Annotated in this window: 10 protein-coding genes; 9 read left to right on the top strand and 1 reads right to left on the bottom strand. The window is 62.2% G+C overall.

All coding sequences use genetic code 11. The features are described from left to right. Positions 1–72: 72 nt before the first annotated feature. The 9 genes from K7711_RS41235 to K7711_RS41195 all read left to right on the top strand — a co-directional run bounded on the left by K7711_RS41235 (position 73) and on the right by K7711_RS41195 (position 11,279). Positions 73–906, top strand: a complete 834-nt coding sequence (locus K7711_RS41235; protein ID WP_222977516.1) for an SDR family NAD(P)-dependent oxidoreductase — start codon at positions 73–75, stop codon at positions 904–906. Between the two features lie 88 nt (positions 907–994). Further along, positions 995–1,519, top strand: a complete 525-nt coding sequence (locus tag K7711_RS41230) for a DUF7700 domain-containing protein (RefSeq protein ID WP_222977515.1) — start codon at positions 995–997, stop codon at positions 1,517–1,519. Positions 1,520–1,607: 88 nt separating this feature from the next. Further along, positions 1,608–2,801 carry an iron-containing alcohol dehydrogenase gene (locus K7711_RS41225; RefSeq protein WP_308015184.1) on the top strand — a complete coding sequence of 398 codons (1,194 nt, stop codon included), beginning with the start codon at positions 1,608–1,610 and terminating at the stop codon, positions 2,799–2,801. A gap of 238 nt (positions 2,802–3,039) precedes the next feature. After that, the gene (locus K7711_RS41220; RefSeq protein ID WP_308015183.1) at positions 3,040–4,125 is read left to right on the top strand and encodes an amidohydrolase family protein; all 1,086 of its coding nucleotides are present in this window, start codon (positions 3,040–3,042) and stop codon (positions 4,123–4,125) included. 271 nt (positions 4,126–4,396) lie between these two features. Next, entirely contained in the window at positions 4,397–4,840 is a 444-nt protein-coding gene (locus K7711_RS41215; RefSeq protein ID WP_222977512.1) for an acyl-CoA thioesterase, read from the top strand. Between the two features lie 482 nt (positions 4,841–5,322). Beyond that, the gene (locus tag K7711_RS41210) at positions 5,323–6,522 is read left to right on the top strand and encodes an ABC transporter substrate-binding protein (protein ID WP_222977511.1); all 1,200 of its coding nucleotides are present in this window, start codon (positions 5,323–5,325) and stop codon (positions 6,520–6,522) included. Between the two features lie 133 nt (positions 6,523–6,655). After that, positions 6,656–9,385 (top strand): branched-chain amino acid ABC transporter permease/ATP-binding protein, encoded by a 2,730-nt coding sequence (locus K7711_RS41205; protein WP_222977505.1) that lies wholly within the window; start codon positions 6,656–6,658, stop codon positions 9,383–9,385. Then, positions 9,382–10,116, top strand: coding sequence for an ABC transporter ATP-binding protein (locus tag K7711_RS41200; protein WP_222977503.1), 735 nt, complete (start codon positions 9,382–9,384; stop codon positions 10,114–10,116). The genes K7711_RS41205 and K7711_RS41200 overlap by 4 nt, the downstream gene beginning before the upstream one ends. A gap of 74 nt (positions 10,117–10,190) precedes the next feature. Continuing rightward, positions 10,191–11,279 carry an S-(hydroxymethyl)mycothiol dehydrogenase gene (locus K7711_RS41195; RefSeq protein ID WP_222977500.1) on the top strand — a complete coding sequence of 363 codons (1,089 nt, stop codon included), beginning with the start codon at positions 10,191–10,193 and terminating at the stop codon, positions 11,277–11,279. A 319-nt stretch (positions 11,280–11,598) separates the two neighbouring features. On the opposite strand, the gene K7711_RS41190 is transcribed toward K7711_RS41195, so the two are convergent. After that, positions 11,599–12,102: a winged helix-turn-helix transcriptional regulator gene (locus K7711_RS41190; RefSeq protein WP_222977499.1), complete on the bottom strand. Its 504-nt coding sequence runs from the start codon at positions 12,100–12,102 to the stop codon at positions 11,599–11,601. Between the last annotated feature and the right edge of the window lie 6 nt (positions 12,103–12,108).

The following is a 12,108-nucleotide window of genomic DNA, read 5'->3' as shown; positions in this document are numbered from 1 at the left end:
TATAGTGACATGTTGTGTGACTTGGCGCAGATGCACAGCGAGTCGACGGACGAAGAGGTAGGGGCAGTCGCAATGACCGCGACAGAAGGAGTACTGGCGGGCAAGACCGCCCTGATTACCGGCGTCTCGGCCGGCCTTGGTCGCGCCGTCGCGACAGCTTTTGTCGAGGCGGGGGCTTCCGTCGTTGGGACGGCGCGCCGTGCCGACCAGGGCGCAAAGCTCGAGGCCGAGTTGGGTACAGAACGGTTTGCTTTCGAGACCGCTGACGTCTCGCGCACAGCCGACTGTGAGCGGCTGGTAGCAGCCACTGTCGAGCGATTCGGACGTCTCGACGTGCTCGTCTGCAATGCTGCGGTCCGGCCCGAGCCCCCTCTGATGACGATCGAGGATACAGACGAGGCCACCTGGGATCGGGTCATCGACACCAACGTGAAGGGTCCGTTCTTCCTGGCCAAGTACGCGCTGGGTCCGATGCGCGCACAGGGAAGCGGGGTCATTCTCACCATCGCTTCCACAACCGCTGCGGTTGCTGTGAGCGGGATGTCCGTGTATGCCACGTCCAAAGCCGCGCTGGCGCATCTCACACGTCACATCGCGGTCGAGTACCTCGACGAGGGCGTTCGTGCCAATACGATTCTGCTGGGCGGCACGGCAACAGGCCAGCAGAATCGGACGACGCAGGCCAAGGCTGCTACGGGCGCTCCGGTCGACGCTCAGGCTATGGCTGTTCCTGGAGCGCCACTTCATGATTCCTCAGAGGTTGCCAAAACCTTGGTGACGCTGGCATCCGATGGTGCCTCCGCGATCACCGGCGCAACGATCGCCGTTGATCACGCCGAGTCGGCCGGGCTGTGGGCCTCCCGCTACGTACACCTGACGATCGACGCGCAGCGGAGTGCGGGGTGATTACGCGGGTGACTGTCGGTATTGGCACGAAACATCCTGAAATTGGGCCACGGTGGCGCTGGTGGCCGGTTCGAGAAGGAGATAGTGAATGAAAGTCGGCCACGTATTCAACATCGCGCCCGAGCCGCTGGCTCCGGAGAACACCACTTTTTACAATATCGGGCCTGTCCAAGTCGGCATCGAATTGCGGCATATCACGACCGAGTCCCTCCGCGAGACGTATAAGGACGACCCTGATGCTTCGGCTGCGTTGGAAGCGAGTCTCGCGGCCGGCGACGAGGCGCAGGTCGACGACGGTGGTCTGTCCGTGCATGTGATCGAAGCCGCGTCGGGCCACGAGTATCTGCGGTTCGATTGCTTCGACGAGGATCCCCACTACCACTATGTCCATCGCACCGCGCCAGGAGAGGAGCCGCAGAATCGCTGGGTGCGCTACGACAGTGTGGCCAACGGCCGAATGCTTCCGTGGGTGCGAAGGTGCCTGACCACGCGCCTGTCCGAGATGTTGGCCGACGCCGACGCGACCGAACTCGCCGCCCAGCTCGATCATGCCGTGGTGGCGGCGGCCATAGATCGTATTCCCGAGATGCGCGGGCTCGACGAGAGCAACTGACGGTATGTCGGGTCGGACGGCCGTGCCGCCCGACCCGACAGCGGGTTTGCGCGCAAACCAAATAGGCAGGGATTACCAGCATTGAACAGTGACAGGAGGTGACGCGGTGAACGTCAGTGGAGAGTTCGCGTACACCAGCCCGAATCAGATCACCTATGGGCCCGGCAGCCGCCAGGCCCTACCAGCGGCTCTGGAAGCGGCCGGCGTCGAGCGAGTGCTACTTCTCGTCTCGAACTCTCTGTACGAGAAGACGCCGCACGGCAAGGAACTCGAGGACCTCATCGGGTCACGTCGCGCGCTGACGTTCTCGCAGCCTCGCCAGCATGTACCACGCGAGGTCGTGGTCGAGGTGGCCCGCCAGGCCAGGGCGGCCAGCGTGGACGCCATCGTCAGCCTGGGTGGTGGCAGCGTGTCCGACCTCGGCAAGGCCGTCGGCTTGGCCATTGCCGAGAACATCACCGACAGCGCCGCCATCGACGATTACAAGGTCACCTTCACCAGCGAGGGTGAGGTGCGGCCCACGACAGTCGCTGGATCGACCGTGCCGCACTGGACGCTGCCCACCACATTGTCCGCTGCGGAATTCACCAGTGGCTTCGGAATAACCGATGCGGAACGTGGCGTCAAGGATGGCTTCAGCCACTCCACCCTCATTCCGCAGCGCGTGATCCTGGACAGTGAGCTGACGCGCAGCACGCCGATGGACTTGTGGCTGTCCACCGGAATCAGGGCGCTCGACCATTGTGTTGAGGCGTGCTACTCACTAGCTGCGCAGCCCTTCGTCACGGCGGTCTGCAAGGACGGACTCGCGACCCTGGCCAAGTACCTCGGACGCACCCGGTCGCATCCGGAGGATCTGGATGCTCGAACGTACTGCCAGATCGCCAGCTGGCAGGGAGGATTCGCCATCACCAACGCCGGGGTGGGGGTCAGCCACGCCGTCGGTCATCAGATCGGTGCCAGGTACGGCATCCCGCACGGCATCACCTCATGTGTCACGCTGCCGGCCGCAATGGCATACAACAACGCAGTCGTCGGAGACGTGCTGGATGAGATCGCGTCGATTTTCGGAGCACCGGCCGGTGTGTCGGGTGCTGACGCCGTGCGTTCGTTCATCGCCGATCTCGGCCTTCCGACACGCTTGGACCAGGTCGGTCTGGGCCCGGAAAACTACGATCAGATCGTTGCAGACGTTTCGGAGGACCGTTCGATACTTTGGAATCCGCGACCGATCGATGGGGAGGCGGTGGTCGAGATTCTCGAGATCGCGCGTACCCAGTGAACGGGAACAAGAGAGTCGGTCCTATCCCGTGATCTCTCGAAGGCCGCGGTAATTTTCGGTGGTATTGAGCGCGCGATGAGTCTGTTGTATGCCAGTGGGTGTTTGCGGGTTCATCCGTGTGTACCGCGTAAGTCGCAAGAAAAAACTATCTGGAGAAACGCCGGAGGGCGGAATTATGTATACGTTGTTCAGCGTCGATGATCACATTGTCGAGCCGGCTGACGTGTGGACGTCGCGGGTGGACAAGAAGTTCGGTGATGCGATTCCTCATGTTGTGGAGGAGGATGGTCGCGAGTATTGGGTGTATGACGGCACTCGTGAGACCACGATGGGCCTGAATGCTGTGGCCGGGAAGCCGCCGCAGGAATGGGGGACCGAGCCGTCTCGTTTCACCGATATGATCCCGGGTTGTTACAAGCCGCAGGAGCGCCGTCGGGACATGCTCTCGAACGGGATCTTCGCCTCGGTCGCGTTTCCGACCTTGCCGGGGTTCGGTGGGCGTAAGTTCGGTGCTTTCAAGGACAAGGACCTCGCGCTGGCGTGTGTTCGGGCGTGGAACGACTTCATCCTGGACGAGTGGTGCGCGGCGGCGCCGGACATGTTCGTCCCGATGACGATCGTGCCGGTGTGGGATCCCAAGCTCGCCGCGGCCGAGGTCGAGCGGACGGCCGCGCTCGGTTCCAAGGCGTTGTGCTGGGTCGAGGACCCGGCCGCGCTCGGCCAGCCGGGTCTGCATGGCAACCACTGGGATCCGCTGTTCGCTGCCGTTCAGGACGCCGGGATCCCGGTGTGCATGCATATTGGTTCTTCGGGCGCGAAGGTCGACTTCGACCCCGAGATCAACCCGATGGTCTCGATCGCGACCGCGTTCACCTCCGCGGCGTACAACGCGGTCAACATGATGTGCAGCCCGGTTCCGCGGAAGTTCCCCGACATCAAGTACGTGTGGTCCGAGGGCGGTATCGGCTGGCTGCCCGCCGCGCTGGAACGGGCCGACCGCCAATGGCTGCGGCACCGCTACTGGATGAACATGGACGACACACTGCCCAGTGAAATCTGCAAGCGCAGCATGTACTTCTGCATGATCGAGGAACCCTGGGGCCTGAGCACCCGCGACTACAACGGTGTCGACAACATCCTGTGGGAATGCGACTACCCCCACTGCGACTCCCCCTGGCCCAACACCCAGGCCGCGTGCAAGGAACTCTTCGACGACCTCGACCCCGAGATCACCCGCAAGATCACTCACGCCAACGCCGAACAACTGTTCAACTTCCCACTCTCACAAGACCTCATCACGCAGTACACCACTCAGCAGAACTGAGTTCGGTCGTACACCGACGCCCCCTTCCAGAGATCCTCGGAAGGGGGCGTCGGCGCGATATCGCGTGCCCGAATAGTTGATCGGATCGCTCGTGTCAACGCTTGACAACTTGTCCGGGCATGGCCTTGGGCGCGCTTCCGGGTGCGCACGCGCAGAGGCGAGATACTAACGGGGACAATGGAGTTCAGGTTCACCGCCGGACGCATGCGATCAGATCCCGATCCGCGTCACGGGGCTAGCACATTAGTATCATGTGTCATATAGTTAAATAATGTCACAAAATGAGCCATGGGCAGAGACTCTGACGACCGGACCGTCGCGACACGAGGGCCACCTCGACAACATCGAGATTGCGCAACTCCTCTACGATGCTTGGCAGTCGTACTTCACTCGCGGCCTTGGCTACAACTCTGACCAGCTGTTCGCCGACGACTCTTCCGCTCGCCCGATCGTCCGATCGATTTCGGTGCGCTATGACGGCGAGGTCTTTCCTGGGCTCGAGGTCGCCATCGAAATTCGCGCGATCGGCCGACGGAGCAAGGGGTTCACGCTCGAACAGACCTTGCGCCGTATCGATGACGGACGCGTGCTCGCGGTCGGCACCGTCGTGCTGGTGACGATCAATACACAGACGTTCACGCCGGTCGCGGTCCCCGAGTCGCTGTGGTCGGCGATCGAGGAACTCGAGGGCCGGGCCATCCCGATCGACGCCTGACGGCCCAGTTCTCGAAACGCACCCAGTGTGGCTCGATCCGCAAGGTCGGTCATTGCTCTGCGACCGGATCTGGGTTTTGCCGGAAGTGAGGGCACATCGCTCCTGCACTCCGCCGCGTCGAGGCGCCGGCGGCCCGAGTCACTCTCGGGCTGCCGGAACGAGCCTCCTGATTGCGGTTGAAGTGTTCGCATGCGTTGTGTTGTGCAAGGGGCCTTGACTGCGAGGGGCATCAAAATGCGGCCCACCGGATTCTGATGCATGTCGGAACAGTTTCATGTGAGCATTGTTTGCAATGAGCTAACTATCCAGCGTTCTAACTAACGTGCTGTGGCCTGCCTCGGGGCAGCCTTCACCCTTCCGATATCGGTAGATTATTGACTTGTTCGGCCGATCGGGCTTTACTACCTGTAATCAGGTCGAGCCTGATCCTCATCGGTGAGCTAAAGGGGCCACACATGCGAAGTAAAAGAATTTTGGCCCTGATGGCGGCCATGCTGGCGTCGGTGGGGATCGCGGCCTGTGGTTCGGGTGGGGGTGGAGCCGACGGTGCAGGCTCTGTTTGGACAATCGGCGGGATCGGCAACTGCAGCGGAACGTTCGCTTCGGGGCTGGGCGGTACGTGCAAGGCGATGGAGGCGTGGGCTCAGTCGGTCAACGATGCGGGTGGGATCAACGGCCACAAGATCAAAATGATCATGAAGGACGATGGCTCGAACGCGACGACGTCCAACACGATGGTTCGCGAGCTCGTGGAGAAGGATCACGTGATCGCTATCGTGGGCGACTCGAGCAACTTCAGCGGCACTTGGGCATCATATGTAGACAGCAGAGGCATTCCTGTGATCGGAGGCCTGCCGATCGTGTCGCCGTTCGTCACCGACTCCAACTTCTTCAACATCGGTACCAATCTGGTGGCTGGGAACTACGCGACAATGCAGCAAGTTCGCGATCACGGCTTCGATAAATTCGGATTCCTCTACTGTGCCGAAGCGCCGGCATGTGCCCAAGCGGTGCCCCTGGCGCAAGCCGCTGGCAAATTGACTGGGGTGAGCGTGCAGTCGGACAAGGTTGCCGCCAATGCGCCGGATTTCACCGCCCAGTGTCTCGAGATGAAGAACAGCGGTGTACAGGCCTTCGAGGTGGGAGCTCCGCCCGAGACTACGATCCGCGTGCTGGACGCCTGCAGGGCGCAAGGTGTTCAAGCGAGATTGTTCGCGGACGATGGCACGATCACACCCAATTGGGTGGATGACAAGAATACCGAGGGCATGTTCGGATTTGAGCTGGTGGCGCCGTGGTTCTATACCCAGTTGCCAGCGATCCAGCAGTACCACGACGCAATGAAGAAGTACGCCCCCGAGGTCTACAACAGCCCGCGGTTCGGTGCGAATACCACCTACATGTGGGATGCGGGCAAGCTGTTCGAGGCTGCGGCGAAGGCGGGCAACCTGGGCGCCAACGCAAAGCCGGTCGACGTCAAGCGTGGCTTGTACGCCCTCAAGGGCGAGACGCTCAATGGGCTGACCGCGCCGCTGACCTTTACCGCAGGAAAGCCGTCTGTCAACTCTTGTTACTTTCCGATCGAAATTCGGAACAGCGAGTTCGTTGCGCCCAACGGTGCGACCCCGACCTGTATTCCTGAGGACAAGGTAGGTCCGCTTCTCAATAGCCTCGGCGGCTGAAATTGCACCCTCTCATGGGCTTGCAGTCGGACAGGACTGGAGCCAGTAGCGGAATACTGGCTCCAGTCCGTCGAAACGGGTCATATAGAACATCCGCCGGCCGTTTCGGACGGTAAGAAGGAGTCACCAGAGTATGCTGCCATTCATCATCGCGGGACTGGTCTCGGGCGCGGTCTACGGTCTTGCCGGAGTGGGGTTGGTTCTCACCTACAAAACGTCCGGTGTATTCAACTTCGCACATGGTGCATTAGCGACAATCGCCGCCTATGCATTCTATTTTCTGCATGTGCAACACAAAGTGCCGTGGCCAGTCGCGGTTGCCATCATCCTGGCTGTCGTGGGCCCAGTCGTCGGGGGTATGTTCGCTGCTTTGGCGAAGGCCCTGGCCAATGCGAGCCTGGCAGTGAAAGTGGCGGCCACCGTTGGTGTTCTGCTTGTCGTGCAGTATGCTTTCACTATTATTTACGGTACGACGCAGGTTCGTACCGTTCCGCCGTACCTGCCGACCAACAGCATGACACTCTTCGGCACGCAGATAACCGCTGAGAAGATCATCGTCTTCGCTGTTGCGCTGATCTTGACCGCATTGCTCTACTTGTTCTTTCGGTGGTCTCGAATGGGCATGGCGATGCGTGCGGTGGTGGACGACGCGCCGCTGCTCGACCTGGCCGGCACCAACCCGTCGCGGGCTCGAAGGTGGTCGTGGATCATCGGCGTCGAGTTCGCTACCATCTCCGGTCTGTTGCTTGCCTCGTTCGTGCCGCTGACGGGTACGACTCTGACATTCCTCGTTATTCAGGCCTTCGGTGCGGCCGCGCTCGGCTCGTTCACGAGTTTGCCGGTCACGTTCATCGGCGGTATCGGTATCGGTGTTGTGGGTGCGCTGGCTACGAAGTACTTCACCGGTAGCGTCTTCGAGCAGGTGCCTGCGAGTCTGCCATTCATCGTTCTGTTTCTCGTCCTGCTGCTGTTTCCCAAGCGCTGGCTGCAGGTGCGATCCGCGGCGCGGCCGGCCAGCCGCCCAACATGGGTCGCGCCTGCGCCGTTCCAGCTCTTGTGCGGGGTCGTCGTCGTGGTATTGCTGGCATTTGTACCGAGCTGGGTCGGGTTTCACCTCAACGACTGGACTCTCGCTCTGACGAGCGTCATGGTTTTTCTCTCGTTGGGCTTGCTGGTTCGAACATCCGGGCAGGTGTCCCTGTGTCAGGTGACGTTCACCGCGATTGGCGCGGCCGCATTCTCGCATTTCGCGGTCGATATGGGAATTCCTTGGGTGGTTGCCCTGCTGCTGGCAGGACTGGTCGCCGTGCCCATCGGCGCATTGCTTGCAATTCCGGCGATTCGGTTGGGTGGTTTGTACCTCGCGCTCGCGACACTGGGTTTCGGGATCGCGGTATCGCAGATGTTCTATACCTCGGGATCGATGTTCGGTGCGCTCGGGTTCGGGTTGAAGATGCCGCGGCCGAGCTGGCTGGGACTTGATTCCGACGAAGGCTTCTACTACCTGTGCCTGGTGCTTGCCGTACTGACCGCTCTGTTCGTGATCGCGCTCAGTCATAGCCGTCTGGGTCGGCTCCTCCGGGGAATGGCGGATTCCCCGCTTGCTCTCACCACAAATGGTGCCACGGTTAATGTGACCAGGGTACTCGTGTTCTGTATTTCCGCGTTCATTGCCGCAATTGCCGGATCGCTGGCCGGGATGGTTCAATTCACGGTTACCGGTGACAATTACCAGCCTTTGACGTCGCTCGCGTATATCGCGCTCATCATCATCGTCCCGGGCGGCGTGCCTTGGTACGCGATGCTGGCAGCCTTCGGGCTGTCGGTCCTGCCCTCCTATATTCCCTCGCCGGATGCCGGCAATTACTTGCAGATCTTCTTCGGCATCGGCGCAATCGCGTACGCACTCAGGTCCGCGTCGGCAACGGACGCTGTTCCGGCATGGCTGCGTGAGTTGCTCGACGGGATCTTCCATCGGCCGCCGTTCACTTGGCGCCCACGAACAGCAACCATGCAGGTCGCAGCGGATTCGGACGCTCCGCGCGTGCAGCCGGCCAATCTCGCGGTGGATGGGCTGTGTGTGCAGTTCGGCGGGCTCGTCGCGGTGAACGACGTAACCATCGAGGCGGAATCCGGTCGGATCACGGGCCTCATTGGTCCGAACGGTGCCGGCAAGACAACAACATTCAACTCGTGTTCGGGCCTGAATCAGCCGACACGTGGTCATGTGCTGTTCGACTCGAAGGATGTTACTCGGCGGGGTGCTGCCGCTCGGGCACGCCGAGGCCTCGGTCGAACTTTCCAGCAAATGGAACTGTTCGACTCGCTCTCGGTCTGGGAGAACGTAGCTGTCGGTGCCGAGGCGGCACGGGCAGGCGCGAATCCGGTGCGGCACGTCCTTCCGCGGATGACCGACCGGCGCCGGGTTGATGACGCCACTGTGCGTGCGCTCGAGCTGTGCGGGTTGGCCGAGGTGGCCGATGCCTCGGTCGGTGGCTTGTCCACTGGGCAGCGGCGGTTGGTCGAGTTGGCACGGTGCTTGGCCGGTGACTATCGGGTTCTGCTGCTCGATGAGCCGTCATCAGGACTCGATCGCGCGGAGACGCTGCGGTTCGGCGAGATCCTCACCGATGTCGTGCGACAGCGAGGTGTCGGCATTCTGTTGGTCGAACATGACATGGCGCTGGTCAACGACGTGTGTGACTACATCTACGTGCTCGACTTCGGACGGTTGATCTACTCCGGCACCCCATCACAGGTCATGTCGTCCGAAATTGTTCAGGCCGCTTACCTGGGCGGCGAGGTTGTGATCGACGACCGAGCGCAAGAGGGCGCGGAGTTGCAAGAGGAGACCCCACGATGAGTGACGTACAGCTTCGACTCGAAAACGTCAGCGCCGGTTACGGGCGCACCACCGTGCTCCGCGACGTGGACCTGGAGGTACACACCGGGTCGGTTGTGGCCTTGCTCGGCTCCAACGGTGCCGGTAAAACGACTCTCTTGCGCGTCGCATCCGGTCTCCTCCGGCCTGATGCGGGTCGCGTCCTGGTCGGCGAGGCGGAAGTGACCCGTGTCGCGCCGAATGCGCGCGCCCGAGCCGGTGTGTGCCTCATCCCGGAAGGGCGGGGGGTCTTTCGCGGCATGAGTGTGCGGGAGAACCTTCTGCTCCAGATCCCGCCGTGGGAGAAGGACAAGTCCTTCGACCTTGCGCTGGAGACTTTCCCGGCGCTCAAAGACCGCCTCGGTGAACTTGCCGGAAGGCTCTCCGGCGGCCAGCAGCAGATGCTCGCGTTGTCCCGCGCCTTCCTGGCCAAGCCGAGTCTTGTGATGCTGGACGAAGTCTCGATGGGACTCGCGCCGGTCGTCGTGGACCAGATCTTCGAGTCTCTGCATACTCTGGCCAGCAGCGGTACCGCGCTGCTGGTCGTCGAACAGTATGTCGAGCGTGCCCTCCAAATGTCCGACCACGTCTATCTTCTCAACCATGGCCAGGTCGCGTTCTCCGGGCGGCCGAGCGAACTAGACGAAGACGAGGTCATACGAGGCTACCTCGGCCATGAACTGAACACCCCCGACGTTTCGTCTGCTTCCTGAGGTCACGGCGCGGGCAAGTCGCCGGATTGCCCGGTGTCACCGGCGAATCGAAACCTAGTCGCGAAGGAGCGAGCATGTCGGATGAGGTCCGTGCCGTCGTAGCGCACGGCAAGGGCGAACCGGTGGCCGTCGAGACGATTATTGTCCCCGCCCCCGGGCCGGGTGAGGCGGTGGTCCGGGTGCAGGCGTGCGGGGTCTGCCACACCGACCTGGACTACCGGGAAGGCAGGATCAGCGACGAGTTCCCCTTCCTGCTCGGGCATGAGGCGGCCGGCCTCGTCGAGTCGGTCGGCGCTGGTGTCACCGAGATCGAGCCGGGCGACTTCGTGATCCTCAACTGGCGGGCAGTCTGCGGGCAGTGCCGTGCCTGTCGTAAGGGCAACCTCCACTACTGCGTCGACGCCCGCACCGCGACACAGAAGATGACTCTGCTGTCCGGTCAGGAGCTGACGCCGGCGGCCAATATCGGTGCGTTCGCGGAGAAGACCCTGGTGGCCGCAGGGCAGTGCACCAAGGTAGATCCGGGGATCGAGCCGCAGGTGGCCGGGTTGCTCGGTTGCGGGGTCATGTCCGGGATCGGCGCTGCGATCAATACCGGCGGGGTGCGTCGCGGCGACTCGGTTGCCGTCATCGGATGCGGAGGGGTTGGCAACGCCGCGGTCGCCGGTGCTTATCTGGCGGGTGCGTCGACGATCATCGCCGTGGATCGTGATCCCCGGAAACTGGAGAAGGCCAGGGAGTTCGGCGCCACACATGTCGTTGACGCCCGGGAAGCGGACCCTGTGGATGCCATCCAGCGGTTCACCGGTGGGTTCGGTGCGGACGTGGTCATTGATGCGGTCGGTCGGCCGGAAACCTGGAGACAAGCATTCTTCGCCCGTGATCGCGCTGGCACAGTGGTGCTGGTTGGCGCGCCTGCCCCGGATATGGTTGTTCCGGAGATCCCGCTGGCGGAGTACTTCGGCCGCAGCGGCGCTCTCAAGTCGTCGATGTATGGGGACTGCGTGCCGTCACGGGATTTCGTGATGTTGGTCGACTTGCACCTGCAGGGAAGGTTGCCGCTCGAGAAGTTCGTCAGCGAGACCATCGGAGTCCACGGCGTGGAGGCGGCCTTCGAGAAGATGCAGCACGGCGACGTGCTTCGCTCCGTGGTGCTCTTCTGAGGCACGGCCAGACCTTGGCCATCAATCGGATAACGCACTGCGTATCGCAGTAAACCGCACCATGTTCCGGTCGTGAACAACCTGACGGATCGCTGGAACGTAGCGAGAGATCCGGCCGGGCAAATCGAGGAATTCGAAACCCACCGGCGGTGGCATTTGGCGGATCTGCGCGGTGATCGACTACGCGACGAAATACTGCCGGGCTGTCACCGTGACACTGACAGCCCGGGGCGCCGACGCGCTCGTCTGTCTGCAGCTCGCGGTCACCCGCATGCGCTCACTTGTGCCAGATATCGCTAACCCCGTGAGTGCGGAGTATTCACTCGTCCGAGGTGCTCAGTACGGTAGCGACGAGTGCTGTGCCATCAGCAGTCCGCCCACCCGGACCCGGTTGATAAGCAACGGATTCGGCGGTCAGGACAGCGCCGCAACGGTCACATGTCACCGCAGCATTGGTTTGCCGGCCGCACGTGTGGTGCCGCAGGAGCAGCGGTGGCCCCTGCTCTCCGGATTCCCATCGATCACCCCATGCCATCAGCGCGAGCAGCACAGGGATGAGGTCATGCCCTTTGTCCGTCAGGTGATACTCGTAGCGGTCGGGCCGCTGGTCGTACAAACGACGCTGCAGCACGCCTCCATCTACCAGCCGCTGCAACCGCTGGCTCAACACGTTGGTGGCCACACCGAGGTCGCGCTGCAGTTCCTCGAAGCGGTGCAGACCCAGCGCGGCATCGCGAAGCACCAGCAGCGCCCACGGGTCGCCGACGATCGATGCCGATCGCGCGATGGAGCAGGCAATCTCATGGAAGTTTGTTCTCGCCATCACCAG

The sequence above is a fragment of the Nocardia coffeae genome (genome assembly GCF_019890715.1).
Classification (GTDB): domain Bacteria; phylum Actinomycetota; class Actinomycetes; order Mycobacteriales; family Mycobacteriaceae; genus Nocardia; species Nocardia jiangxiensis.
Note: the sequence above shows the minus strand (reverse complement) of the source record. Positions and strands in the feature narration are given on the sequence as shown.

Bases quoted from the DNA above. Each gene is read 5' to 3' on its own strand.
- K7711_RS41235 (WP_222977516.1), top strand. From the start codon at position 73: ATGACCGCGACAGAAGGAGTACTGGCGGGCAAGACCGCCCTGATTACC.
- K7711_RS41230 (WP_222977515.1), top strand. From the start codon at position 995: ATGAAAGTCGGCCACGTATTCAACATCGCGCCCGAGCCGCTGGCTCCG.
- K7711_RS41215 (WP_222977512.1), top strand. From the start codon at position 4,397: ATGTCACAAAATGAGCCATGGGCAGAGACTCTGACGACCGGACCGTCG.
- K7711_RS41210 (WP_222977511.1), top strand. From the start codon at position 5,323: ATGGCGGCCATGCTGGCGTCGGTGGGGATCGCGGCCTGTGGTTCGGGT.
- K7711_RS41205 (WP_222977505.1), top strand. From the start codon at position 6,656: ATGCTGCCATTCATCATCGCGGGACTGGTCTCGGGCGCGGTCTACGGT.
- K7711_RS41200 (WP_222977503.1), top strand. From the start codon at position 9,382: ATGAGTGACGTACAGCTTCGACTCGAAAACGTCAGCGCCGGTTACGGG.
- K7711_RS41195 (WP_222977500.1), top strand. From the start codon at position 10,191: ATGTCGGATGAGGTCCGTGCCGTCGTAGCGCACGGCAAGGGCGAACCG.
- K7711_RS41190 (WP_222977499.1), bottom strand. From the start codon at position 12,102: ATGGCGAGAACAAACTTCCATGAGATTGCCTGCTCCATCGCGCGATCG.